The sequence below is a fragment of the Candidatus Similichlamydia laticola genome, from assembly GCF_003339615.1.
Classification (GTDB): Bacteria; Chlamydiota; Chlamydiia; order Chlamydiales; family Parilichlamydiaceae; genus Similichlamydia; species Similichlamydia laticola.
On sequence record NZ_QQBG01000011.1, the window covers coordinates 22,699 to 47,137 of the forward strand.

General features: G+C 42.5%; 24 protein-coding genes and 1 pseudogene. 15 read left to right on the forward strand and 10 right to left on the reverse strand.

Annotation, left to right across the window (positions count from 1 at the left end; genetic code table 11):
- Positions 1–77 precede the first annotated feature (77 nt).
- The 15 genes from HAT2_RS01420 to HAT2_RS01495 all read left to right on the forward strand — a co-directional run bounded on the left by HAT2_RS01420 (position 78) and on the right by HAT2_RS01495 (position 13,310).
- On the forward strand, positions 78–1,997 hold the full coding sequence (locus HAT2_RS01420) for a DUF3604 domain-containing protein (RefSeq protein ID WP_114544256.1): 1,920 nt from the start codon (positions 78–80) through the stop codon (positions 1,995–1,997).
- A 22-nt stretch (positions 1,998–2,019) separates the two neighbouring features.
- Complete coding sequence (locus tag HAT2_RS01425; protein ID WP_114544257.1) at positions 2,020–2,883, forward strand: P-loop NTPase family protein; 864 nt, start codon at positions 2,020–2,022, stop codon at positions 2,881–2,883.
- 379 nt (positions 2,884–3,262) lie between these two features.
- Entirely contained in the window at positions 3,263–3,709 is a 447-nt protein-coding gene (gene ruvX / locus HAT2_RS01435; protein ID WP_147267471.1) for a Holliday junction resolvase RuvX, read from the forward strand.
- Between the two features lie 2 nt (positions 3,710–3,711).
- Positions 3,712–5,043, forward strand: coding sequence for a glucose-6-phosphate dehydrogenase (NADP(+)) (locus tag HAT2_RS01440; RefSeq protein WP_114544260.1), 1,332 nt, complete (start codon positions 3,712–3,714; stop codon positions 5,041–5,043).
- 1 nt (position 5,044) lies between these two features.
- Positions 5,045–5,788 (forward strand): 6-phosphogluconolactonase, encoded by a 744-nt coding sequence (gene pgl / locus HAT2_RS01445; protein ID WP_114544261.1) that lies wholly within the window; start codon positions 5,045–5,047, stop codon positions 5,786–5,788.
- Positions 5,763–6,797, forward strand: a complete 1,035-nt coding sequence (tsaD, locus tag HAT2_RS01450; RefSeq protein WP_114544262.1) for a tRNA (adenosine(37)-N6)-threonylcarbamoyltransferase complex transferase subunit TsaD — start codon at positions 5,763–5,765, stop codon at positions 6,795–6,797. The genes pgl and tsaD overlap by 26 nt, the downstream gene beginning before the upstream one ends.
- A gap of 60 nt (positions 6,798–6,857) precedes the next feature.
- A complete protein-coding gene (rpmG, locus tag HAT2_RS01455) occupies positions 6,858–7,001 on the forward strand; it encodes a 50S ribosomal protein L33 (protein ID WP_114544263.1) in 144 nt (47 codons plus the stop codon).
- Positions 7,001–8,110 carry an ABC transporter permease family protein gene (locus HAT2_RS01460; protein ID WP_114544264.1) on the forward strand — a complete coding sequence of 370 codons (1,110 nt, stop codon included), beginning with the start codon at positions 7,001–7,003 and terminating at the stop codon, positions 8,108–8,110. Before rpmG ends, HAT2_RS01460 begins: the two co-directional genes overlap by 1 nt.
- Positions 8,107–8,718: an ABC transporter ATP-binding protein gene (locus HAT2_RS01465; protein ID WP_114544265.1), complete on the forward strand. Its 612-nt coding sequence runs from the start codon at positions 8,107–8,109 to the stop codon at positions 8,716–8,718. Before HAT2_RS01460 ends, HAT2_RS01465 begins: the two co-directional genes overlap by 4 nt.
- A complete protein-coding gene (locus HAT2_RS01470) occupies positions 8,648–9,772 on the forward strand; it encodes an FAD:protein FMN transferase (protein ID WP_114544266.1) in 1,125 nt (374 codons plus the stop codon). Before HAT2_RS01465 ends, HAT2_RS01470 begins: the two co-directional genes overlap by 71 nt.
- Before the next feature lie 20 nt (positions 9,773–9,792).
- On the forward strand, positions 9,793–10,386 hold the full coding sequence (locus HAT2_RS01475; protein WP_181860298.1) for an adenylate kinase family protein: 594 nt from the start codon (positions 9,793–9,795) through the stop codon (positions 10,384–10,386).
- 3 nt (positions 10,387–10,389) lie between these two features.
- Entirely contained in the window at positions 10,390–10,839 is a 450-nt protein-coding gene (smpB, locus tag HAT2_RS01480; RefSeq protein ID WP_114544267.1) for an SsrA-binding protein SmpB, read from the forward strand.
- A 26-nt stretch (positions 10,840–10,865) separates the two neighbouring features.
- Positions 10,866–11,966, forward strand: coding sequence for a DNA polymerase III subunit beta (gene dnaN / locus HAT2_RS01485; protein WP_181860299.1), 1,101 nt, complete (start codon positions 10,866–10,868; stop codon positions 11,964–11,966).
- The gene (recF, locus tag HAT2_RS01490) at positions 11,923–13,026 is read left to right on the forward strand and encodes a DNA replication/repair protein RecF (RefSeq protein ID WP_114544269.1); all 1,104 of its coding nucleotides are present in this window, start codon (positions 11,923–11,925) and stop codon (positions 13,024–13,026) included. The genes dnaN and recF overlap by 44 nt, the downstream gene beginning before the upstream one ends.
- A gap of 20 nt (positions 13,027–13,046) precedes the next feature.
- Positions 13,047–13,310, forward strand: a complete 264-nt coding sequence (locus HAT2_RS01495; protein ID WP_114544270.1) for a 2Fe-2S iron-sulfur cluster-binding protein — start codon at positions 13,047–13,049, stop codon at positions 13,308–13,310.
- Here the strand turns inward: HAT2_RS01495 and HAT2_RS01500 are convergent, their stop codons facing one another.
- The 10 genes and pseudogenes from HAT2_RS01500 to HAT2_RS01545 form a co-directional block, all read right to left on the reverse strand.
- Positions 13,311–15,329 (reverse strand): ATP-dependent helicase, encoded by a 2,019-nt coding sequence (locus HAT2_RS01500; RefSeq protein ID WP_114544271.1) that lies wholly within the window; start codon positions 15,327–15,329, stop codon positions 13,311–13,313.
- A 7-nt stretch (positions 15,330–15,336) separates the two neighbouring features.
- A complete protein-coding gene (gene serS / locus HAT2_RS01505) occupies positions 15,337–16,593 on the reverse strand; it encodes a serine--tRNA ligase (RefSeq protein WP_114544272.1) in 1,257 nt (418 codons plus the stop codon).
- A complete protein-coding gene (rnpA, locus tag HAT2_RS01510; RefSeq protein WP_114544273.1) occupies positions 16,587–16,943 on the reverse strand; it encodes a ribonuclease P protein component in 357 nt (118 codons plus the stop codon). Before rnpA ends, serS begins: the two co-directional genes overlap by 7 nt.
- The gene (rpmH, locus tag HAT2_RS01515) at positions 16,944–17,081 is read right to left on the reverse strand and encodes a 50S ribosomal protein L34 (RefSeq protein WP_114544274.1); all 138 of its coding nucleotides are present in this window, start codon (positions 17,079–17,081) and stop codon (positions 16,944–16,946) included. It abuts the gene before it with no gap.
- A 9-nt stretch (positions 17,082–17,090) separates the two neighbouring features.
- Positions 17,091–17,396 (reverse strand): 30S ribosomal protein S14, encoded by a 306-nt coding sequence (gene rpsN / locus HAT2_RS01520; protein ID WP_114544275.1) that lies wholly within the window; start codon positions 17,394–17,396, stop codon positions 17,091–17,093.
- Positions 17,397–17,450: 54 nt separating this feature from the next.
- Positions 17,451–17,582: pseudogene (rpmJ, locus tag HAT2_RS01525) on the reverse strand (50S ribosomal protein L36); the annotation flags it as partial.
- Positions 17,583–17,655: 73 nt separating this feature from the next.
- Entirely contained in the window at positions 17,656–19,515 is a 1,860-nt protein-coding gene (gene uvrC / locus HAT2_RS01530) for an excinuclease ABC subunit UvrC (RefSeq protein WP_114544276.1), read from the reverse strand.
- 26 nt (positions 19,516–19,541) lie between these two features.
- Complete coding sequence (locus HAT2_RS01535; protein ID WP_114544277.1) at positions 19,542–21,368, reverse strand: hypothetical protein; 1,827 nt, start codon at positions 21,366–21,368, stop codon at positions 19,542–19,544.
- 177 nt (positions 21,369–21,545) lie between these two features.
- Entirely contained in the window at positions 21,546–22,658 is a 1,113-nt protein-coding gene (locus HAT2_RS01540; RefSeq protein ID WP_114544278.1) for a hypothetical protein, read from the reverse strand.
- Between the two features lie 161 nt (positions 22,659–22,819).
- On the reverse strand, positions 22,820–24,433 hold the full coding sequence (locus HAT2_RS01545) for a hypothetical protein (protein WP_181860301.1): 1,614 nt from the start codon (positions 24,431–24,433) through the stop codon (positions 22,820–22,822).
- Between the last annotated feature and the right edge of the window lie 6 nt (positions 24,434–24,439).

The following is a 24,439-nucleotide window of genomic DNA, read 5'->3' on the forward strand; positions in this document are numbered from 1 at the left end:
TCGAAGCATTCTGGAATCAGGAAATGTGATAAATTCCCCCTGCATCGTTCTGTTTTGTTTGATGGAGACTAGGTACCATGCGGCGATCAACAGTTTCAGCAGATTTCGGATCGTGTTTAGCAGGTGAAACAGGTTGTTGGAAATTTTCTGTTTGCCCTTCTTCCCCTCTGCAAAAGGGCACTTTGATCCGGTTAGAAATGGGGTCAGCTGGACAGGCTTACGAGTGGCAGATTCCCCAAACAAACGTTGCAAAGGATAACGCTATTTTTGGTGTTTTCAATGGCTCCACCATTGTGAAAGCAAAGGAAGGGCCTCTTGGAGAGGCCCAAACTATCTCTTTCGAGTTTATCCTTCCCAAGACCTTAGCTGTTGGGCAAAGGTTTCAGATTGTCATCGGTGGAAAAACAGACGACTTCCAGTCAAGGGTTGGGACGAATCGTGTTCAAACGTTTACTCAGAGAAGGAAACTCTTTCTCATTGTCATGGAGCATGCTGAGAGTGGGCTTAAGGAACAGGAAAAAATTGCTGTTGATGTTTTGGGAAACGTTTTGGATAAAATTCGCGTTTTAGCTCCTTCTTGCGTCGGAAAAGGCAAACGGTTCGATGTTGTTGTTCGGTTTGAAGATCAGTTTGGTAATCCTACGAATAACGCTCCACCAGACACTTTGATTTCCCTTTCTTATGAAAATTTAAGGGACAATTTGCAATGGCAATTGTTTGTGCATGAAACAGGATTTGTTACTTTGCCCAATCTCTATTTCAATGAGGTAGGCGTTTACCGTATTCGGCTCAAAAATGAGCTGAACGGAACAGTTTTCGTCAGTGCTCCTATTCGCTGTTTTCCAGAAGAGACCCTTTTATTTTGGGGGCATCTTCGTGGAGAACCTCCCAAGTCTAAGACGATGGAAACTTATGAAATGTACCTTCGACAGTTTCGTGATGAAATGGGACTCAACTTCTTAACAATCACACCTCCGGATCAGTTGACAGACGGAGGTTGTATTAAAAGTCTTGTGCAATCGATTGAAGACTTCAATGAAGAGGATCGTTTCGTTACCTTTTTTGGAGCACAACATTCAGGAAAAGCAAAAGAAGTGGGCTGTCGTCAGCTGTTTTCTACAAGTGACTCTCGCTTACATCAGAAGGATATAGAATTTAAAACACATGCTGACCTGAAAAAGTTTTATAAAACAGCTATGACAGGTGACGTTATTGCTGTGCCCTTTCTTACAATGGGAGAAAAAACAGGATACGACTTTAGAGATCTTTCGAAAGAGTTCGAGCATGTCGTTGAAATATATTGCAACCTGGGAAGCTCCGAATGTCTTGAAGATAACCTCTTCCCTATACGATCCAAATCTTCGAAAATGGCACAGGGGAACTCGTATGGTTCTGTTCGGGAGGCCTTGAATCGTAATCTTCGATTTGGTTTTTGTGCTGGTGGAATCGACCCCAGGAGCTTAGGAGCAGAGCAATCAAGCTATTCGCCAGGTCTCACCGCAGTCTTTAGTCCAGAGTTTAATCGGAAGTCAATCTTCGAGGCTATCTCGCAAAGAAGTTGTTTTGCAACAACAGGGGCGCGCATTCTTTTGGGCTTCTTTGTCGCTGGAGCAAGAATGGGTCAGGAGATTTCGACAGATGATAAACCTGGCTTAATTCTGAATCGACATCTGACGGGATTTGTTTCAGGATTAGCAGGCCTCAAGTCTGTCGAAATTATTCGCAATGGGACAGTACTTCATAAGTTAGACTGCCCTTCTGGACAGACAGACCTCGACTTCTCTCTGGATGATCGAGATGATCTTGAGTCAATTAGTCTCAATCATCAAAACAAGCTTTTTTCCTATTACTATTTGCGTATTGTTCAGGAGGACAACCATGCCGCTTGGTCGTCCCCTATTTGGGTCGACTTTGTTACCCCTTCAGATGCACAACAAGAAGATACTCCTATAGTCGCTCAGAAAAAGCACACAACTAAAAGAAAGCGTAGCTCTTAATTTCAGAACAGGTCTTTCGTATATGATTTTTCGCAAGTTGTTTCAGAGATTGAAGACGTGTGCTTGTTCTAACAGCAAGAAGGAGTCTTTACCACCTCCTTGGTTAGGCGAAGCGCTTTTATCGGCAAATACAAACCAAAAGGTTGTGGATCGATTGCTATCTGCAGTACGTTATTCAGGCCAAGGAAAAGGTTCTTGGGAAGAGGTAGTACGGGAGGAGCTATTGAAAATGGTTCCGCGAGAGCCGTTTTGTCTTTCGAAAAAAAGGCCTCAAGTGTTCTTTTTCCTTGGTGAAAACGGACATGGAAAAACAACCTCCTGCGCCAAAGTTGCCCGATATTTTTTACAGCAGAACAATCGCCCCTTTCTTATTGCGAGTGATACATTCAGGGCTGCGGCAGGAGAACAACTTCAATTCTGGGCCGATACTCTTGATATTCCCTGTTTCCAGGGGAAGCCGAAAGCTGATCCAGCTTCCGTAGTTTTTCAAGGCATGCAAAAGGCGCTTGCAGAGGAGAGGGATGTAATCTTGATCGATACTTCTGGTAGGCTGTCGAACAACCAAAATTTGATGATGGAATTGAAAAAATCGGTCTCCATTGCTCATAAGTTTTTATCGGCTGATCGTATACATTCCCTACTCATACTTGATAGCTCTCTGGGTCAGTACGCTTCGATCCAGGCTTTGAAGTTCTCCGATCAACTCCGAATTGCAGGATACATTTTCACTCGATCGGAAAGACCATCAGGAACTCTCTTTTCTGTGTTGGAGGTCCGGCCCTTGCCTATTGCTTTTTTAAGCCTAGGCGGTAACATTGAGGATTTATCTCTATTTGACCCCATGGAATATACTGTTTCTTTTCTCGAGTCATTAAAAGAATGTTAGTTTGTACACCGACAGTTGTCTGAAGAGCGTGCGACTGAGTCTTGATCTCCGTTTTTATCTCCCTACAAATACATTTCTTGAAAAATTAGAGGTACATGGTCAATGAAAGGCATGAACCAGTTTGGAAAGCCCTTAGGAGGATTTCAATGGAAAGCTTGGTGAAAATTGCTCTGTTTGTTCTCATTTTGAGTCCTATTTTCTTGTTTTTTTGTTGGGGGTGCAGAAAGCGTTGTTGCTCCTTTTCCTTTTTTTCTAAGGACAAGTCGAGTTGTTGTCCCTGCGATTCGAAGGAAGAAGATAAGGGGAAATGTTGTAGAACCAAGGATTGCAACGATTGAACTGTTTGGACCTCTCTTCAAAGAAGGGCCATAAAAGGAGCGTGGCGATTGATCCGGGCATGGTGCGTTGTGGTTTAGCCATTTCGGATCCGTCTGCCTCTTTTGCCCTCCCCCTTCGAACAATTACGCTTAAGACAAGCGACCCTCGGCAAGCTGCTTATCAAATTCTTCAAGTGCTTGAGCAAGAGTTGGTCGAAACAATCGTTGTCGGCATACCTCTTCTTCTTTCAGGGAAGGATAGTCGCATGACAGCTTGGGCTAGAGTTCTCTACCAAGAACTATGTGCGGCTCTTCAGAAAAATTCTGTGCAGGTTGTGCCTTGGGACGAAAGACTCTCTTCCCGACAAGCGGACGTCTTGCTCGAAGAAAGACAGCTGAAAAAGAAACGCAGGAAAGAGGTACAGGATTCAGTCGCTGCTACACTGATTTTACAGAGTTATCTTGATGCAAGGCATCATCAACAGCAGAGTCTTCCTCTAAGGGGGTAAAGATGCACTCTCCGGGCAAACGTCAAACTTTAGTTTTGTTCGGTGTCACAGGGGACTTAGTAAGGCGGAAGATTCTTCCTGCTCTTTATCAATTGGAACACAAGGGACTGCTTGCAAACGATTTTTGTTGTTTAGGAGTGGGCCGGCAGGAAGTGACGAATAAAGACCTTCTTGAAAAGGCTCTAATCAAGGATATCAATCCAATTGTTTGGAGGCGTTTTGCGTCCAAGTTTCGTTATTGCAAATTACAACTTGACAATTTGGAGACTTACCATTCTCTGAAAAAGGAGGTGGAACATTTCGGAAAAAAAACGGAATTATTGTTTTTTTTAGCCGTTTCGACCTCATTCTTTTCTGTCATTGCACATCATCTCGTGGCTTCTTCTTGTTGGCAAGAGGGTCGTTCTTCTCTTTTCCTAGAAAAACCATTTGGAAGCGACTTCATGGTTGCGCAGCAACTGCAAAGAGACTTGGAAGGTTTAATTGGAGCGGAAAACATTCATCTCATTGATCATTACCTTTCTAAACCGGGGATTGGATCTTTACTCCAAGTTCGGACGCTTCCTGGTATCGCCTCTCTATGGAATAAGGAGAGTATTCGGTGCATTCAAGTTGTAGCAACAGAGTCTTTAGGAATAGAGGGAAGGGCTCCATTTTATGATCAGCAAGGCCATATTAAGGATCTAGTGCAAAGTCATCTGTTGCAGATTTTGTCTTTAACAGGTGCACTCTTGACAGATCAAAATCTCAAGGAGGCTCGTAGCCATTTTCTGAAGTCGCTTTTTCTATCTCATTCAAAGCCTATTCATATTGGACAGTACACAGAGGGCAAGATTAAAGGGAAAACAGTTTGTGGTTACTTAGACGAGTTGGGTGTAGCTTCCAACTCTCAAACGGAAACATTTGCTGCAATGTGTTTCGAAAGTGCTTTGCCAGAATGGAAAGGGGTTTTTTTTGAGGTTTTCACAGGGAAACGACTACATCAAAAACTTACTGAAGTGATTATCCTCTTCCATTCCGGGAAGCGTTTAGTGATTCGCAGTTTTCCAGATACATCTATAATGGGCATGCCTTCCGAAGAAAAAAAGTCTTGCAGAGCTTTAGAATGTCTTTGGAAACAGAGTCTATCGGGTTATGAGGCCATCTTGATGGCTAGTTTTTCCCAAAACGAATCCGTTTTTCTTTCCCCAAAGGAGGCTGCTTTGGGCTGGGAAGTTCTTGCCCCGTATTTTAGAGAGAAGCAGCACCTTCATTACTATGAGGCAGGCTCTTGGGGACCTCCTGAAACTTTAAAGTTATATTCATCTATTTTCGAACAAATCGGTAGAGGCTGATGTGCGTTATTCTTTAAATGGCATGGATCTCATTGTACCAGGTACGCTGAAAGAGACGGTAGAATGGACTGTTCAAGCCTTTCTTACTTATGCCCAAAGTAGTATCAACGCCAGTGGCCTTTGCAAAGTAGCTCTCTCCGGAGGGAAAACTCCGCTAGTTCTCTTTGAGGCCTTTGCCCAAATTTCGACTCAAGAATTGTGGAAAGGAGTGGAGTGGTTTTGGAATGACGAACGTTATGTTCCCATAGGACATCAAAAGAGTAATTTCGGCAACGCCTTTCATAGCCTAAAAGCCCTTAAAGGCTCCTCTTTTTTCCCTATGGTTCACGATGAACTTCTTCCCCCTCAACAGGAGGCTTTACTTTATGCCAAGAGAATTGGAGACAAACTGCCTTTTGACCTTTCTCTTCTTGGTCTAGGTGAGGATGGACATATCGCATCTCTCTTTCCTAACCATGACGTCTTCTTAAGACAGAAAGAAGGATTGGAAAAAGGTGAAGACGATCAGATGCCTTTAGTGGAGGCGTTTTCTGTTCCAGGAGAAGGTTGGAGGATCTCTTTATCCCTAAGTCCGATTGTGAACAGTTCTTCTATTTGGGTGTTTATTACAGGAAAGGAAAAAAGTTCCATTGTAAAACGAGTCCTTTGTGATGAGGACACTTCTTTGCCTGCTCGCCTTTTAGTAGGGAGAAAGAACGTTTTGTTTATCCTAGATCAGGATGCTTTTTCTTCAATGGATCTTTGAGATGCTTATCATCGGAATCGAGACAACGTGTGATGAGACAGCTGTCGCTTTTCTTTCCTCTCCTCTGAAAGTACTTCACCACGAATTATATTCGCAGTCAGGCGTACATAGAGCAAAGAATGGTGTTGTTCCAGAGGTAGCTGCCCGGCTACATCTGAGTCTGTTACTTCCACTCTTTGACCGTGGACTAAAAGCCGCGCAAAAGGAACTCTCTTCTGTAGAGGCAATTGCAGTGGCACAAGGACCCGGATTAATCGGGGCATTGCTTGTAGGTATGAGTTTTGCAAAGACATTAGCTCTTGTTCTAGATCGTCCTCTAATTTGTGTGAATCACGTAGAAGCTCACCTTTACGCGGCCTTAATGAATCATGGTCGTACGGATATCAAACAAGCGCTAGGAATTGTCTTATCTGGAGGTCATACTTTCTTTTGTCTTATGCACTCCGTTGGTGATTATACTTACTTAGGAGAGACGCAAGATGACGCTATCGGAGAAGCGTTTGACAAAGTAGCCATTATGCTTCAATTGGGATATCCGGGTGGCGCTTTGTTAGAACAACTTGCTCATTATGGAAACGAAAAACGTTTTTCTTTTAAAGCTGGACAGATCGAACCGTATCATGTCTCATTTAGCGGTCTAAAGACAGCAGTCCTGTATAAAATCAGAGACCTAGAGAAAAAAGCACCTTTGTCTGCTCAAGACCGAGCAGATTTGGCCGCATCTTTTCAAAAAGCTGCGTTTGATGTGGTTTGTATCACGATTGAAAAAATTAATTCTGCTCATTCTCTGAAAGCTCTTGTTTTAGGTGGAGGAGTGACTGCCAATGGTTATTTGCAACGTTTATTGAAGGAAAAATTTGGACACACTTTCAAAATCTATTTACCTCAACCTGCTCTTGCAACAGACAATGCTGTTATGATTGCAGGGTTAGGAGCTTGGCAATTCCAAAAAAAAGGGGCTTCTTCTCTCGAGTCGAAGGCAAATCCCAATCTCAGGCTAGAGTGTTGAAATTTTGATTGACTCAAGCTAAACTGACGCGTAGGTGAACTCGTTTTCTAAGGGAAGAAGATGGCAAGAGAGCTCGTCAAGCTTAAGAGTACAGCAAGTGACCAGATGCGCTGGACAACAAAAAAGAAGGGAGCACCTAAGCTTCGAATCAAGAAGTTTGATCCAAAGGTTAGAAGGCACGTTGAGTTTGTTGAATCGAAGTGATGGTTCCTTTTTGGTTCCGTTTTTCTAGATCCCTTTTCCTCACGCGTCCTTCTTGTCTCGTCACATTAAGCTTAGGGGTTTCTCTCTTTTTGAGTACCCTGGTTCATTCCCTTGCAGAAGGTGTGGGGAAAAAGTGGTTTCGGGCCCTTAGCTTGTCTTTCCCACCTCTTTTAGTCCAAGTTCCCTACTCCTCACAGGAGGAGTTTGCTTGTGTTTTAGACAAAATAGGATCTGTTAAGCTGTTTCCTTTTCGTCGCGAAGCTGTTTCTTGTTTTTCGTTATCTTCTTCTGTCTGTCACGATGCTTTGATTATAAATAAAAGCTTCCAATTGGGATCTCTAAAAGAGGGAGAACTACTTGTTCCCAAGAGCTGGACGCATACTCAAATAGGAGATGTCCTTTCTCTTCAGTTCCTTGAAAGTGGAAAAAGAGTAGAAGGATGCGTCACTGGATTCTTTTCGGATTTTCCGGGCTTAACGGATGACCTTATCCTGGCAGAATGGCCCGGTGCATTGCCTTCTTGTGTTTTTGCCTGTTTCCCTCCGTTATATCAGATACAACCGTTCAAGAAACTTTTAAGGGAAAAGCTTCCTCCGACCTGCTCCTTGTCTTCTTTGGATGAGCACCCTGTTTATGGGGACTGGATACAATCTCTTTTTTACGACTATTTCCTTGTTTCTTGTTTGATCGGAGCAATTCTTTGCCTTGGCCTAGTGAATACCTTTTTGTGTACCTTTCTTTTGCTGCTTCAGAAAAAAAAAGAAATTGCTCTCATTCGGATCATGGGAGGCTCTTATCAGAAAGTATTAGTAAGTTTTCTTTCCTGGGTAGGGATTTGTTTCCTTTGCTCTTTTTCTATTGCTTTTGCTTCCTGTTTCTTCATTCTTGAGTGGGTGATGAAAAGAAGCACTTCGGCAACCCAATGGATAGGATCTCTTTTAGGGCTTCCGGAGGTTTCTATAGGAGATCTTTTACAAGAAATACAGTTGATTCCTCTCTCATCAAAGACCTTGATGCTTTTCCTTTTTATTGTAGGCCTTGGAGTCTGTCTCCCTGTTTTCTTTTTTTGTAGGCGGTCGCCTGAAGAACTATTGAGGAGCGACAGATGATTCTATTAGAGGCTAAAAGCCTCTCTTACTCTCGTGACTGTTGTAACATCCTATATCAAGTTTCTCTCTCTTGCTCTTTGGGTGAAAAGATTGCAATTTACGGCCCTTCTGGGTCGGGAAAAAGCTGTCTTCTCGCTCTTCTTTGTGGAGCTGCTACACCTGCTTCTGGTTCTATTTCGACTTGCTTCGAACTAAAGGATCGTTCTGTAATCGGTTATCTTCCACAAGATGATTTTTTTTTGGGTCACGAGTCTATCTTGTATAATGCGTTGCTCCCGAGCAAATTCATACACCTCAAAGAAGAGGAGGCCCTTAACAATCGCGTGATGGAGTGGCTAAAATTCCTTGACATTCCATCGAATGGAGACCCCTACAATCTTTCTGGAGGGGAAAAAAGAAGACTGTCTCTTATTCGTGCTCTTGCATTACAACCGACGATTTTACTTGCAGATGAATGGTCTTCAGGTTTAGACCACCTCAATCAGGCGAAGGTGTGGTCTCTCATTGAGGAATGTCCGAGTGTCATTTGTGTCACGCATGATCCTAATATCCTTTCAAAGTGTCAGAAGGTTTACCGTATGGAACAGGGGAGGCTCTTTCCTTCATAGGTGTCTGTTTCGTCGTTTACTTATTCTTTTTCTTCTTGTTGGATTGAGTTGCGTTGTACGTTTTTTGGCTCCCATCCCTTCCTTACATTCTTTTGAAGGCATTGCTATGACGATGGGATACCATGTTACCGTTGGACAGCCGCTTTCTTCGGCTCAAATTCAAGAAATAGAGGAGGTCATTGAGCAAACCTTTCAAGAAGTGCACGAGCATTGTAATCCATGGAATCCGGAATCAGAAATAGCCAGGCTTAATCAAGCTGAGGGAGCTGTTTTTATCCTCTCTCCTCTTTTGGCTCGACTTATTTCTCTAGTTGATCAGTGTGTGAAAGAGACAGACGGACTTTTCGATCCGACTATAGGCCCCATTTGGGGTCGTTGGTGTTTTGCGCTGATGCAGCAAGAGCTCCTTTCTTCAAAAGATCTAGAAAGGATGAAGCCATTGCAAGGATGGAACAAACTGACTCTTGCAGGACATGTACTTGTAAAGAAACACCCTGGTATTCAACTCGATGTTTGTGGTCTTGCCAAGGGATTTTGTGTAGATCTTTTAGCGGAACGTTTGCGTTTCTTAGGAGTAGAAAATGGTCTTGTAGAATGGGGAGGAGAAGTATACGCCTGGGGTTCTCACCCTGAAAAGCGTTCTTGGTCCATCGCTCTGGCAGATCGGTTGCCCAATGGTGAAGAGCTTGACTTAGGTGTGGTTGATCTCTGCGAACGAGCCTTAGCAAGCAGTGGCATATCTCAACGTTACTGGACAGTTGAAAAAAAGAATTATTATCACTTTGTACATCCCAAGACTTTGAAAGTTTTGTCTCAGGATGCATGCTTCCTTCTTCTCTGTTCCGTAGAAGCTGATTCGTGTGTTTTTGCTGATGCTTATGCAACTGCCTGTATGCTGTTTACCTCTCAGGAAGAGATTCAACACTGGTTTGAGAAACAGCACAGGATTAGTCGTCTTTGGGCTCTGCTCCACAGTGGAGAACGGCTCCTTTTAGAAAAATCTGTTGGGCAAACGAACTGCAATTTTCAGAATGTTGGTACACTGAGTCCTTAAACGGAGAGGGAGTTGATTTTGTGGCAAAGTCTGCTATTCGGTCGATTTTACTTTTAGGCCCTCCTGGATCAGGAAAAGGAACGTTGGGGAAGTCTTTGAGTGATCTGATGGGGATACCTCATCTATCTACTGGAGACTTGGTGCGTCGAGCCTCCCCTTCTTCTCCGTTGGGCCGTGCATGCTCTCATCTATCGGATTCTGGTTCGCTTATTTCGGACAAATTGATTTTTTCAACATTTGAGGATTATTTGAAGGGTCTATTGTTGACATTTCAAATGGATGAACAAAGTTGGATTTTGCTCGATGGAATTCCTAGAACTGCAGAGCAAGTTGATCTTGTTTCAAATGTCTTGAACCTTTCTGTTGTATTGAGGCTGCACGTCTCTGATACCGTTTTGCTGAAACGTATAACAGAAAGGGCATCCTCACAAGGACGAGTGGATGATTTAGACATGGATGTCGTTCATAGAAGAATCACGATCTATAATGAGCATGTGGGTCAGATTTTAAGTAAACTTGATTCAAGCCGCGTCTTTACGATCGAGGCAGACAAACACCGTTTGCTTGTACTTGCTGAGGCCTTGTCATTTCTTGTCCCCTTCTTGGATGCGTAAGTTATGAAAGAGGTCGTTAAAAACACTAAAGCTTTCTTCCATTACGTCATTGAGGAGACCTTTGATGCTGGAATTGTTTTAGTCGGAACTGAAATTAAGTCTTTGCGGCAAGGAGGAGGCAATTTACAAGACGCCTATGCTGTTGTTCGCCGTGAAGAAGTCTGGTTATGCCATGCTTCTATCCTTCCTTATGCCATGGGAAATATACATAACCATTCTCCAAAAAGAGACCGTAAACTACTGCTAAAAAAAAAAGAAATCCGTCAGTGTAAGCTGGCTTGTGAAAGAAAAGGACTGACACTTATTCCTTTGGGGATCTATTTATCTAATGGGCTTGCGAAAGTTCGGCTTGCTGTTGCCAAAGGGAAAAGTCATTTAGATAAACGTCAAGCTATCCGCAAGCGTGAAGATGACCGTGCTATGCAAAGAGTCGTATGCCGGCGCAATCGTTAGGTCAGTCTGAGGGCAGGAGAAAGTATATGAAATTTATCGTTGCTAAAGAAGATCTTCTAAAAGCGATTGCTTCGATCCAAAATGTCATCGCGCCTAAACCTACGATGCCCCTACTTAGTAACTTTCTTTTAGAAGCTCAAGATCAACTCGTTCTTACGGCAACAGATCTTACGGTTGGTTTATGTCGGGTGTTGCCAGCGCAAATTTCAGAGAGAGGAGGAACAACTCTCCCTGCCAGAAGATTCTTCCAACTCATCCGAGAGATCTCTTCACCTCATCTCGAATTGACGACTAGCCATTCCCATATTACAGAAATTAGTACAGATCGAGCCCATTTTAAGTTGCACGGCATGTCAAGGGAAGAATATCCAGTCTTGCCCTCTTTCGAAGGTGCTATTAGCTTTGAACTACCACAGGGCTTAATCCGAGAGCTTTTCTTCAAAACATCCTTTGCCGTTGCGAGGGATGTGTCGAGGCCAATCCTCACAGGATTGCTCTTACAAATAGAGGATCAGGTTTTAACCGTTGTAGGAACGGACGGAAAACGTTTGGCCAAAATGGAAACAGCACATGCAACTCTTCCAAAGGAGAGTAAAAAGTGGGTTTTGCCCATCAAAGGAGTTGAGGAGATGAATCGTTTGTTAAAGGACAACGACGATCCCACTCGGATTCAATTGATGCAAGACAAAATTGCAATGGAAACAGATTCGGCACGTGTTGTCTCTCGCCTGTTGAGCGGAGATTACCCTCATTTTGCCAGTGTGATTCCTACTCAAGAAACGATTAAGGTCCTTTTAGAAAAAGAGGAATTCATTTCCATTCTTAGACAGATTTCTCTCTTTGTTACGGAGTCGCATTTAGCCGTTCGTTTTTCCTTTTCGTCCGGTCAGTTGACCCTTTCTGCAGCTCATGCTGAGATCGGTGAAGGCTGTATTTCGATGCCTGTTCATTATGAGGGCCCTCTTTTTGAAATCTCTTTCAATCCATCCTACGTGTTAGATGCTCTCAGACATTGTCATGATGAGCATGTTTGGTTCTCCCTTAATGATCCTTATACACCAGGGGTGATTCAGGATTCTTCTCATGTCCTCTACGTTTTCATGCCCATGCGCCATCAGAGACAGTGATTTTTTTATTCGCTTACTCGAAGTAGTCCATTGGAGAAATCTGAAATATAGTTCTTTCTGCTTCGAACGCGGCTTAACTGTTTGTACAGGCAGGAATGGGGCAGGAAAAACGAACCTCTTGGAAGCTATTGGCCTTCTTTGTTCTGGTCGTAGTTTTCGTAGAGCACGTTACGCCGAGCTCATTCAGCAAGGAGCCAAGCAATTCTGTTTGAAAATGTCCTTTTTTCGAGAAGGGTTTGAGCATTTTCTCGAATTGGGAGGTACAGCGCAGCAGAGAAAGATAACCTATAATAAGCAAAATATCACAGGCAAGCGCCTTCTTCTTCCCGTATTGTTTTGGATGGCGGAGGATTGGCTGTTAGGATCTGGGCCACCCGCTTTAAGGCGTGCTTTTCTTGATGAGACTCTAATCTTTTTTGATCCGCTTTATGCTCACCATTTTACCCGCTACCACCGAGCTCTTCTGAGTAGGAACCGTGTTTTACAAAGTGGCCAACTTGCTGACATGGAGCCTTGGACGGAGACATGTATTCAGTCTGGAGGCTACCTATTATCCAGTCGATTGCAGTTGCTACGCTCTCTTCAGCATAAGCTTAAAGAGGGTAATATCCAATTGCACTATCTCTCCTCTTCTTCATTACACGAAGAAGGATCGATTGCTTTGAGAAAGAGTTTCCTGGCTTCTGAGCAACAAGAGAGGCGTTATCGTTGTACTGTCTGTGGTCCTCATCGAGATGATTTAGAAATTCTTAGACAAGGTTGCTCTCTACGTGGTTTCTCCAGTCGAGGGGAGAGCTTTTCAGCGGTTCTTGAGTTGAAAGAGGCTCAGTGGTATCTCTTGCAGGAACATGATCTTGCTCCTGTTATCCTTATAGATGAGTTGGGTCTTGGTTTAGACCGAGAAGCCTTAAACAGAGTTCTTCATTTTTTAAGAATACCAACACAGGTTATCGGAACTTTAACGGATGATCGTCTCCATCTCGTTCAAAACTTTTGCACCTCTATTCTAACATTGGAAATGTCTTCACAAAAAGATAGCTTCCTTTATCCTAATTTATAAAAGAAGTGGAGACTTTTTCTGTGGCAAAAGTGAGATTTGAAACAGCTAATATAGAAGTCGAAGTGGAAGACCATTCCAGTTTAAAAAGTGTTTGTGAGCAGCACGGAGTTTTATTTGGGTGTCGGTCAGGAGGTTGTGGTACTTGTATCGTTAAGATCCTGTCTGGACACGAAAATTTAAACGCCCCAACAGAAGAGGAATTGGACTTTTTTGGAGAAGACCCTAACAGTGAACGTTTGGCTTGTCAGTTGAGTATTACTAAAGGATTCGTAACAATCGCTTAGTTACAAGGGGCCTGAATAACGAAGTGGGGCGTCCCAAAAGGTTGGACGCAATAGTTTTTTAGGAATCTCGTAAAGAAAGGGAGAAGGTTCGCATGTGATTTTACTGGAGCCTCTTTTTCTGCTTGTTGCCATGCTGAGGCAGATGTAGCGCATAGCTCGTGTCAAAGCAACATAAAAAAGACGTCTTTCTTCCTCTAAACGTCCCTCATTGACTCCACGTTGGTGAGGAACGACTTTGTCTTCGAGGCCTACTAGAAAACAGATTGGAAATTCTAGCCCTTTGCTGGCGTGGAAAGTGGAAAGTGTGACAACATCACCCCGGTTCCGGGTAAGGTGTTTCCCTGAGTCATCTAGGGAGACCTTTGTGATAAAGTCTAGACATGTTTTGGGGAGCGAACGCCCCTCAGACTTCTGACTGAACAGTTCCGCAGTATGAATAAAGTGCCGAACGATCTCCTCTTTTTTATTACATGCTGCGTCACTTTTAATCGACTCTTTGATCTTACCAATGTAGTCTGTCCTTTCAACTAGCCAATTCAGGACCTGATGGAGGGGCTCATTTAAAATACGCTGACTACCTTCTTCAATGAGCCGGACAAAGCAATCGATACCTCGGCGTTCTTCCTCTGACAAACCTTCCCATATGCCAGAAGGATGACCTTCACAAAACAAGTCGAATAAATCGTGACCTTCTTTCCTTTGTATTGAGGTGATTGCATCTAAGACATGCTCTGAAATGCCACGAGCAGGTTTATTAATGGCTCTCAGAAGGGATCCGTGATCTTTACGATTTAGAAAAAGGGAGAGGTAAGCACAAAGATCGTACTCCTCTACAGCTTCGTATGATTGATCCCCTCCGAAAACCTGAAAAGGGATACCTCTTCTGCACCCTTTATGCAAATCAAGATGGTTGGGTTCCCAAACGGCCCGAGATAGGGCAATTTCAAAAGATTTAGCTAATGCATTCGACCGAAAAAGAATAGCAAAATCCTTCCACTGTAAATTCCATGTTTCTCGCATGGCAATAAGGCGCCTCACAACAGCCTCGGCTTCTTCTTCTCCGGATGGTGCATGAAAGACTTCTAGAGGTTGCCCAGGGCCTTGCATTGATTTAAGCTCTTTACCATGCCTTTGCTCATTACAAGCAATTACGGCATTAGCAGCAAGGAGGATAGGTTCTTTGGATCTGTAGTTTTGTTCTAGCTTAATAACACGGTCGGCTGGAAAACATAAAATATTTTTTATAGAAGCCCCTCGCCATTCGTAAATAGCCTGGTCATCGTCTCCCACAATACAAATATGAGTCTCTCCGCTTCCTAGAGAAAGAACAAGATGATTTTGAAGGACATTAGTATCTTGAAACTCATCGATTAAGACATGTGCAAAACGATTTTGTTCATTTCTCAAGCATTCGGGATGTTTTTTCCAAAGAAGAAGGGTGAGCTCAATTAGGCCATCAAAATCTGTTATATTGTAAACTCTCATGGCTTGATGAAGCCTTTGAAAAACAGCTTGAGCTTCTTCAGAAACGCCTATCAGTTCCCATTTTTCCACATCAAGGTTTCCCATACTCCTAGCTTGAATCACCTCGTAGGCAAGGGAAGAGGATTGTTCTTGAGAAAGCTGTTCTTCTTGACCAAAGTCCCTAGCTAATCTTTGAACGAGTTGAAAAGTAGTGTATTCCGTTGAAACAGAGAAGTCTTGGGTATAACCTAAATGATGAATATCTCGTCTTAAGACAGAAAGGCAATAACTGTGGTAGGTCGAGACAGAAAGATGATACGCCTCCTGGGGACTTGTCATCATACTCAGGCGACGACGCATTTGATCTGCTGCTTTACTTGTAAAGCTAACAGCCAAAATTTTTTCCGGAGGAACACCAGAAGAGAGAAGTTGTAAGATTCGAGCAAGAAGAACACGAGTCTTCCCAGAACCAGCTCCAGCTATGATAAGCAATTTGCGATCGAGAGAGGAGACAGCTTGCACCTGTTCTGGATTTAAATCAGGAAAAGTGACCACAGCAACCCTAGCGAGGTCGAATTTCTGAGAAACCTAGCCAAGGAACAAGGGCTTCGGGGAGACGAACAGAGCCATCTTCTCTCTGTCCATTTTCTAATAGGGCCAAAAGAATTCTTGGTACGGCTAATGCCGTTCCATTCAAAGTGTGGGCATACTCCCTTGACCCCTTTATTCGGATATTTAATCGTCTAGCTTGGAAATCTGTGCAATTAGATGCACTGGAAATTTCTCCGTAGCTTCCGTTCTCACCACGGAAAGGCATCCATGCTTCCAGATCAATCTTCCTGTAGGCGGGGGCTCCGAGATCTCCAGCTGCTATGTCACAAACCCTGTAAGGCAACTCCAATGCTTGTAAGATCCCTTCTTGATAAGAAACAAGCTCTTCCAACATATCTTCACTTGCATTGGGAGTTGTTACTGCAAACATCTCTAGCTTTGTAAATTGTCTGAGTCTGTATAGCCCCTTTGATACACGGCCGTAAGAACCTGCCTCTGTCCGAAAACAGTGTGATAGGGAGAGAAACCTTTGCGGAAGATCTTCTGCATTCAGGACAGAGCCACTCAAAAAACCCGCAACGGTGACTTCAGAAGTACCGATTAAGCACAGATCACTATTTGCAATCTTGTAAATTTGAGAGGATTCCCCTCTTGGATTGAAACCAGTTCCCTCTACGATTTCTTCACGAGCCAGATCTGGTGTCTCCAAAAGAGAAAATTTGTTCTTCTTGAAAAGAAAATCAATGACAAATTGGATCAAGGCCAAACTAATTCTGACAGCTTCATTTTTGAAAAAGCAAAACTTAGCACCCACGACACGGCTTGCTGATGCAAAATCAACCAAGTCGAAACGAGAAACAAGATCAGAATGCTCCAAGGCCATTTGAGGAAGGGTAGACCGCTCTCCCCAAGTTCTCAACACACGCGCATCATCCTCCCCTCCTTGAGGTACGTCAGGGTGAGACAGATTAGGCACTTCCAAAAGAATGGAGCGAAACTGGGTATCTAACTCTTCAAAAATGGCCTCAAGACGCTCTTTTTCTTTTTTTAATCGTCGCATTTCCTTAAGAGCTTCTTCAGGCAGGTTCCCTTTGTGTTGGTTAGCCAAGGCGTTTTGGGTCTGTCTTACATGTTCTAGATCTTGGAGACTCACTCTGCGTTCAGCATAGAGACCCAAAAAAAACTCTGAGTCGAAGGGTACAGACCTGCGAGCACAGTTCTGCTCTACCAAAGCAATATTTTCCGCAATAAACTTGGGATCTAACATGCGCCATTCCCTTTCGATTTGTTCAGAAGAAACCTCAGAAAATGTTCAAAATCATTTTCTAGATCGCAGTAAGTAAGCGGACTCTGTCGCACTTTTGGAGTGACAGAAAGAGAAAGAGGAGAGGGAAAGCGGTGCTGATACAACCGAAACAGTTCACGGATACGCCTTTTGCACTGATTCCTTTTTACGGCATCCCCGTACTTCTTGCTTACTGTGATCCCAAGGCGCAAACAGCTCCCCGGGACGAAAGAAAAACACAAGGCCTCCCCATGGAACCTCCTTCCAAACCGACCTATCTTGAGAAAAACCCGCCTTTTCAGGATCCTCATCGATTTGGAGAACAGGAACATCTAGGCAGAAAGCCTAACGCGACCAGCGGCTCTCCTTCTGGCCAAAATACGACGGCCGGCCCTTGTGGACATCCTCTTCCTGAAACCAAAAGTCCTTTGTCTCTTAATTTTGCTTGGTTGATACGTGCGCTTAACCACATTGTCCCCCTACCAGCTTGCTTTGATCATTCCTGGAATAAATCCACCACTGGCCAATTCTCTGAGACAAATTCTAGATACCTGAAACCTTCTCAAGAAACCACGAGAACGGCCCGTCAGCTTACAACGATTTCTCAGACGAACAGGAGAAGAATCTCTTGGGAGTCTGTTCAACTCTTCTCGAGCCCTCTCCTTCTCTTCCTCAGACGTCTTGAAGGACTTTACTGTCTTTAGCAAAGCTGTTCTCTTTTCTCTGTACTTTGCAACACAGCGTTCACGGCGCTTCTGCTTTTCAATCATTGCTTTACGAGCCATGTCTTCTTATTCCTCATTCTTCTTAGCAAGCTCTCTTCTCAATCCTATTGAAGACCTCCTCGAAGGACCACGTTGCCTCTGCTTGCGGTTCGGATCTTTTTTGTTAACGACATAGAGCCGACCTCTTCGCCTCACAATTTTATCCCCCTTCGAGAAGTCTGCCTTAACGGAAGCTCGAACCTTCATAATTCCCACCAAAACGTTCACACCATCCCCTGAAACAAGGAGTAGACATGCTACAACAGGATAAAGAATCCTTTCAATCGTCTTCGTAAAACTCTCGATCTGTGCAGTATTCCAGTAGGAATGACCTCGTTACGGAGGGTAATTTGACACTTTCCGTCCCCTGTTTTAAGGCTTCACTGAACTGCTTTAGGCTATCGTATTGAGAAAGAATAGCGGTTTTAAGCTTTGGGCCGATTCCTGGAACCGTATCCAGGACACTTAGTGCTTGATATTTGCCTCTCTGCTTCCTCTGAAAAGATAAAGCGACATGATGTGCTTCGTCGCGCACCTTTTGCAGGAAAAGCGTAATTGGAGACATGGGATCCAAATACTGAAACCTTTTTGGACTAGGTCCCCAGATCTTTTCTCGAACTAAGCCTTTGGTATGCTTCCCTTGATCCTTGCTAAGAGCTAAGAGAGGAATATCAGAATATCCCAAACTTACTAAACAAGAGTAGGCTGTTTGCCAATGTGTTTTGCCACCATCGAGGAGAAGCAAATCTGGTAAATTTCTTTTCTGAGAGTAGCGTTTTAGGATCAACAACTTTAGCAAGTCCAAATCGTTACCTCGAGTGCAACCCCAGCTATACCTCCTATATTTCTGTCTATTAAAGTGTCCCTCTTCACACACGATTACAGAGGAAACAGAGTGATGTCCTTGAAGATGGGAATGATCAACGCACTCTATCTTGTTGGGTAAGCGATTCAGGGAAAAGAAGGACTGGATCTCTTCCATGTCAACAGTTGGGGCTAAGCCCGTAACAGTTTGCAATTTAGACCAAGAGTTAAGCGCAAGAAGTCGAGCCCAAGAAACAAATGGGTCTGTTTCGGGTAGAAAGATCTTAAAGGGCATACCTAGTTTTTCCGTGAGGCACTCTCTCAATGCGTCAAGTCGAGTGCCTTGTTCTAGACAAAGAATAACTTTCCCGATCATTGAATGCCGGGCAAGATCCATATAGTACTGGAAAACCCACGTCTGTAAAATGTCCTCGTTACTGCCTAAAATGTTTTTAAGTTCGAAATGATCCATGTGCATCAATCGACCTCCTCGGTACTCTGCTCGTGTGATCAAAAGGCAGGTCCCTTGTCGAATAATTCCAAAAAGGTCAGCTGATTCTTCACTAGGTGAGTCTACAGCCCCATCGGAGGGAGAGTTCCAGTTTTGAATCTTTTCATGTAGGTCTCTTAAATATGCAGCATGTTCAAATTCAAGTTGATTGGCAGCTTGTTCCATTTTCTTTTCTAAATAAGTCAGCACATTTTGAATTTTTCCATTTAGAAAGTTAATAATAGCTTGAACATGAACAGCGTATTGCTCTTTCGAGCATGAACCGATGCATGGAGCAGGACAACATTTAACTTGGTAGTAGAGACAAGGGGTTTTTCTTTGAGAAAGTTCTTGATCGGAGCATCGGCGCAGCGGAAAGACTCTATGCAAAAGATCGAGAATCTCTCTAGCGCTTCTTGAGTCAGAATAGGGTCCCCAAATGAGGGCTGTCTCTTCTATTTGGTTTTTAGACCTTACTAGGCGTAACTTAGGCCAAGTTTCTTTTGGATCGAAATGGAAAAAGTAGAAGGAGCTGTCATCCTTTAAGCAGGCGTTATACTTAGGACGATGTTCTTGAATAAAGCGTCGTTCTAAAAGAAGCGCTTCTTTTTCGGATGAGACAACAATAAAATCAATTGTTTTGATTTCCGATAGCAGATGAGGAATCATATCGCGATCGTCTCGCCCAAGAATGAAATATTGAGAGATTCTTTTTCGAAGATCAATAGCTTTCCCGATGTAAAGCGTACGGTTGCGGTTTCCTTTCATCAGGTAAACACCTGGAGCCTTTGGAATAGCTTCAAGGTTGATCGAAAAGGATGTCATAGTCAAAGTATCATTTGTCATTTTTCTAAATGACAAGATAATTAGGGTTATTCTGTCAAATTATTTGGCAGTTCTGCCAATTCTATGAGGATTTTAGCTATCTCTTGCCGGCGTTCTTCTTCAGAAATTTCTCGTTGGAAATAAGGATGATCTAAATTTACTGCACTTATTGCTGTTTCTTTTTTATACTCTGTTAGTATGTCTTTTTCCCTATTCGGATCGAAGTTTTGGAAGTATGAATGGTCATGTGATATGCACCATTCTCTTGAAGCTTTAGTCATGATACAGCCTGAAAATTGCCTTTGCAAAGGACTTGGTATTTCTTCTTGCTGTTGGGTTAAGTGAACTGTGTTTTCTATCTTTGTCTTTTTTTTCAAAGGAGCTTTTTCGGTCTTAGACTCTATTTCTAAACAGCTGATTGGCAAAATCAACACCCTCTTCTCTGTTGTGCCCTTTTGCGAACTCTCTTCTTGGGATTCACAAAGCAGTTTTTTACTTAAAAGATGGGAAGACTCTTTCTGGATAACGAAGTGTGGTGAAGAAGTTGTTCCTTTTTCTGGTGTCCCCTGCCGTGGGTTCATTTTCACTTCTTGATATGATTCGAGCTGTTTTTTTTCATGAGCTAAATAAATTATATTTTCCACTCTTGCTTGTAACGAGGTGGTTGGCTCTTTTGTCTGAGACTTTTCTTTTGGAGGAGCCGTTTCTAACGTATCCAACAGTATAGGTTCAGAATTTGATTTTGTCAGATAGATGCCTTTTAATTCAAAGAGCCCTTTTTGACACAGTATAGCTATACAATCCTCTGTTTTGGAGACTAATAAAAAGAAAGACATCTTGTGCCAATTGCCTCCATTTGATGGAGAGAGAACTAATCTAGTACAATTGTCTCCAGAGGCGACATATTGGCTTGAACTCAAGCCATCAAGGAGTGCTCGTTGAAAAAAATAAAGTGTATTATAGGTAACTTTTGGTTTTCTGCTTGTGGGAATGAATCCAATTTCCAAAAGAGAATCACTTTGAATTAAACATAGTTCTCCCCCTTTGAGTTCGTTATTTAGGCCCAATGAACAGCCATGTGGTAAAATGATAATAAAAGTTTCATGACGTCCCATTTCTATTTTTTCTTCTAGAAAAAGCCCATTGGGCTTTTTTCTTTCATCAAAATCTCTTTTCGAAAAAATGGGCAATTTGGACTGAAAAAATTTCAGGCCTTTCAGGCCAGACATGTGCAACCATTTCGATGCTTTTTCTTCTTTTTGCTTTGGAAGTGAACTTTCTGTTTTAGGACAAAGAATAGGAATAGGCACTTCTGGAGGTATGGGCTCTTTACAGCAGAGTAAGGCGTAAGTGTTGTATTTAGAATCAAAGAGTAGTATGAAAAATAGCCCTTCAACAAAAAATTGAGTTTTGTCACATTTTAGTCTATTCTCAGATGGTAGCTTTAAAAGGGTTTTTTCTTGGGAAGAAGGCCCTGTTCTTTCGATCTCTTTTTCAATGGATTCCAGCCTATGATGATAAAATCGCATCACGTTATGGGCGTTTTGTACTATTCTGGCTTCCTGTTCTAAAAATGGAATGAATCCGACATATAGGCAGTTCTCACCTACAACAATTTTCAACTGGCCGTTCGTCATCAGTCCTGTATCAGGATTGACTTCAACGTTTGTTGGTAAAACAATAAGAAGGCAAGTATGTTTTTTTCTAAAAGCGTTTCTTTCAGAGTAGGTCTTAGATATCTCGAGAGGTCCAGATGCAGTTCGACGAACACGAGAGGTGAGATGAATAAAATCTTCATAAAAAAGTAGCTCTAACCCAGAATTTCCTGTTCTTGTACGTGTGCAAAACGGGACAGAGATTATATTTGCAGTCATGCAAAAATAGCCGATGTTAGAAAGATTCTTCTGGTGATCATCTAGCTGCCTTTACGGTGAAGAAACTTATCTGCAAGAAGGTCTGGACATATAAAAGAAATAGAAGCAGTACAAATGGCTATTTTTATACATGCTCTAGAAAGGACACTGTTAATCAGAAAAATATGGAGTTGGAGGTTAGTTCGCTAGAGCAAGCAGGCCACTTGCCGCTAATATCCTCCGTTCTTCTTCTGCTCTTTCAACACCTGATGAGGTAAGCAATCGTTCTAGCTCACTGGGCTGAGTTAAAGGAACCGATCTCCTGTCTTTTAATGCCTCCAAAGCAATTGCATGACAGTAATCATCCTTTTGTTTGATCATGGTCCAGCTTAGTTGCTGTTGTGTTCCACCTGTTGCTCTCCTTTCCCTCAAGAAAGGCAAGCTTTCTTCCATTGCTTGTGCAGAAGTGTTGGGCTCCTCTTCTTTTCGAAGCCTCTTTTCAATAGGCTTATACTCTGATGCACTAAGGTCTTGAAGTTTGTTAACTGACTCTACATTAACTGGTTCGTAATCTCCACTTTTACAAAGAATGGCAACAAAGCCTGCCTTTTCAGAGGCTAAAAGAATGATTGATACTCCAGAAATACGAAAATAGTTGTCTTTTGTCCTGGATATTTTTGCTTCTTTACCTAAGGAAAGCTTTGAGCATTTATTCGGTGGAATAAAACGATGTGTGACATCTAACTCATCAAGAAACGTGCGATGAAAGCTGAGGAGATCTTCTCGAAGGAGAATAGAATTTTTCTCTCCAGGAATAAAAGCCAACTCCAATTGAGGACCTCTAATTAAATACAATGTTCCCTCTTTAAGTTTCTGTTGAGGAATAATGGAACAACCATGTGGTAAGACTAAGAGATCATTATCTTTCCAAGGAAAAAGATTTACTTCTGTCTTGATATCCAAGTTTTTAGTAAAACTACCTCTAAAAAAAGCTGGTTGAGGTAACTTTTCTTTGAAGGCTTCTGCAGATAGAGAAGGTATTTTTATACGAAAGATTCTCTTGTCTTTTAAGCAAAAAAATTCTACTTGTGAAGTTTCTTCGTTTGTTACCTGGTCCAATAACTGTCGTTTTTGAAGTATAGTCATGGGCAAGGTAGATGAAATGGGCTTTCTGGAACATAATAAACCGAGAGTATTGGATTTATTATTGAGGAGAAGCATCAGGAATAAGCCCTTTAGGCTTTGTTTTCCTAACTCTCCTTCCACTCTGACGTATGGTTGCAGTTTAAAAGAGACTTGCCGTTTTCGCATACCCCATTCCTTTTCAGTTCTGTTGATATTGAATCAAACTGATGATGATGGAAACTTTTTACTAGTTTGCAACTTTGGATCAAATTGAGCTCTTCTTCAACGTCAGGAACAAATCCGATATATAAGTAAACTCCTTCCTTAACAAAGCTTAACCTTCCATATTAGGAAGGGTGATCTTGACTGGATTTGAGAGAAAATGTGCCTGCAGATTGATTGGCTAAAGCAAGTAGGCTACCTGCTGCAAGTATTCTTCGGGTTTCTTCTTCTAATTTCTCGTCTTCTGATGTAGCAAGAGATCTTCCTGCTTCGCGTGATAAAGTGAGGTAACTTTGCTCCCCTGATTGGAGAGCTTCCGGAGCTTTTGTACAGCAGTAGGTGTGATCTTGCATAATTATATGCTGATTTGGTCTTTGGATGATTTCTGTTTGCGGGAGTGCAGAGGTATCCGGCCTAATAAAAAAAGGCAAGCTTTCTCTTATTGCTTGTGCAGACGTGCCCGGTTCGTCTTCCTCTCGAGATCTCTTTTTGGGAGGGGCTCCCTCTTGTTCTACCTCCGGAAGAATTATCCACTTGTTCAATGGAAGAAATCCTTCCTGTGGATGAAGTGGGTTTATCCCTTTCAAATCCAAGTCTCCGTCTTGGCAAAGAAGAGCCATGAAATTTGTATCCTTAGAGGCCAGTAAGAAGAGAGAGACCCCGGAGATACAAGGTTTCGAATCGCATGTAAGAGATAGCTTAGCGGCTTGGCCTAAAGTGAGTCGTGAGCAACGACCTGCAGGGACAAATTGATTTGTAGTATTTACACCATCAAGCAGAGATCGATGAAAGGAAAAAAGACTTGTGCGCTCTACTTTTTTGTCCCCTTTCATAGGAATGAATCCAAGTTCTAATTGAGAACCTTGAATTAAAAATAAGTCACCTCCCTTGATCACTTGTTTTGATTCAACACAGCAACCGTGAGGTAAAACTAGAAGATGGTTCTTTTTCCAAAAGATAGGATTTACTTTATGGCGGTAACCCTTCCCTTCGATAAAACTCTGCCTAAAAATAGCCGATTGGTGCATTTTTTGTTCAAAATCTTCTTTTGAGAGGCAAGGGATTTTTATATATCCTAGCTGCCGGTCTAGCAAGCAGGGAATTTCTATGTGATGTAAGTTATGTCTCCCCTCTAATAGACTTTTCGGTTGTAGGTAAAGGACAGGAACAGGCAATGGAGAGGGAATGGACCTTCTACAGCACAATAAAGCAAGGGTATTGTTCTTGTCGTCAACGAGGAGCATTAAAGATGCGTCATTTAAGACCAGTGTATTTAGAGTTCTTTTCAGTTTAATATCTGTATGAAGCTCAAAAAGAGACTTTCCCTTTTCAGAGGCGCCTTTTCTTTCAATTTTTCCAGGGATCGCATCCAATTGATGGTGGTGAAACTGTTTGATAATTGATTGATACTGGACTAATGTGGCTCCCTCTTCAGTTAACGGAATAAACCCAATGTATAAGCGATTATAATCTGAGACAAGAATTAATTTCCCATTTATCAGACTTCCATTAGCAAAGTCTATGCTTATACGTTTAGGTAAGACTATAAGATATGATATATCTTTCTTTCCAAAAATTGGCCTGCTGGGACAGGCTAGAGACCTGTCCCAAATGTTTTCAGCTTTAGAAGAGACCCGTTGTGTAAGGCTAAGAAATTCATTGCGGTTCATTACTTCTAAATGAGTGAAGCCAGTTTTTGTTCGGGTATAAAAAGGGATAGAGACAGTATTAATTATCATTAGAAA

What these genes read in the sequence shown, in the direction of transcription:
- uvrC (WP_114544276.1), bottom strand. Translation starts at nt 19,515, where the DNA reads ATGACAAATGATACTTTGACTATGACATCCTTTTCGATCAACCTTGAA.
- HAT2_RS01420 (WP_114544256.1), top strand. Translation starts at nt 78, where the DNA reads ATGCGGCGATCAACAGTTTCAGCAGATTTCGGATCGTGTTTAGCAGGT.
- rnpA (WP_114544273.1), bottom strand. Translation starts at nt 16,943, where the DNA reads ATGTTCCTGTTCTCCAAATCGATGAGGATCCTGAAAAGGCGGGTTTTT.
- HAT2_RS01535 (WP_114544277.1), bottom strand. Translation starts at nt 21,368, where the DNA reads ATGACTGCAAATATAATCTCTGTCCCGTTTTGCACACGTACAAGAACA.
- serS (WP_114544272.1), bottom strand. Translation starts at nt 16,593, where the DNA reads ATGTTAGATCCCAAGTTTATTGCGGAAAATATTGCTTTGGTAGAGCAG.
- rpsN (WP_114544275.1), bottom strand. Translation starts at nt 17,396, where the DNA reads ATGGCTCGTAAAGCAATGATTGAAAAGCAGAAGCGCCGTGAACGCTGT.
- dnaN (WP_181860299.1), top strand. Translation starts at nt 10,866, where the DNA reads ATGAAATTTATCGTTGCTAAAGAAGATCTTCTAAAAGCGATTGCTTCG.
- HAT2_RS01460 (WP_114544264.1), top strand. Translation starts at nt 7,001, where the DNA reads ATGGTTCCTTTTTGGTTCCGTTTTTCTAGATCCCTTTTCCTCACGCGT.
- recF (WP_114544269.1), top strand. Translation starts at nt 11,923, where the DNA reads ATGTCCTCTACGTTTTCATGCCCATGCGCCATCAGAGACAGTGATTTT.
- HAT2_RS01425 (WP_114544257.1), top strand. Translation starts at nt 2,020, where the DNA reads ATGATTTTTCGCAAGTTGTTTCAGAGATTGAAGACGTGTGCTTGTTCT.
- HAT2_RS01465 (WP_114544265.1), top strand. Translation starts at nt 8,107, where the DNA reads ATGATTCTATTAGAGGCTAAAAGCCTCTCTTACTCTCGTGACTGTTGT.
- HAT2_RS01540 (WP_114544278.1), bottom strand. Translation starts at nt 22,658, where the DNA reads ATGCGAAAACGGCAAGTCTCTTTTAAACTGCAACCATACGTCAGAGTG.
- HAT2_RS01545 (WP_181860301.1), bottom strand. Translation starts at nt 24,433, where the DNA reads ATGATAATTAATACTGTCTCTATCCCTTTTTATACCCGAACAAAAACT.
- HAT2_RS01440 (WP_114544260.1), top strand. Translation starts at nt 3,712, where the DNA reads ATGCACTCTCCGGGCAAACGTCAAACTTTAGTTTTGTTCGGTGTCACA.
- HAT2_RS01470 (WP_114544266.1), top strand. Translation starts at nt 8,648, where the DNA reads ATGATCCTAATATCCTTTCAAAGTGTCAGAAGGTTTACCGTATGGAAC.
- smpB (WP_114544267.1), top strand. Translation starts at nt 10,390, where the DNA reads ATGAAAGAGGTCGTTAAAAACACTAAAGCTTTCTTCCATTACGTCATT.
- tsaD (WP_114544262.1), top strand. Translation starts at nt 5,763, where the DNA reads ATGCTTTTTCTTCAATGGATCTTTGAGATGCTTATCATCGGAATCGAG.
- rpmG (WP_114544263.1), top strand. Translation starts at nt 6,858, where the DNA reads ATGGCAAGAGAGCTCGTCAAGCTTAAGAGTACAGCAAGTGACCAGATG.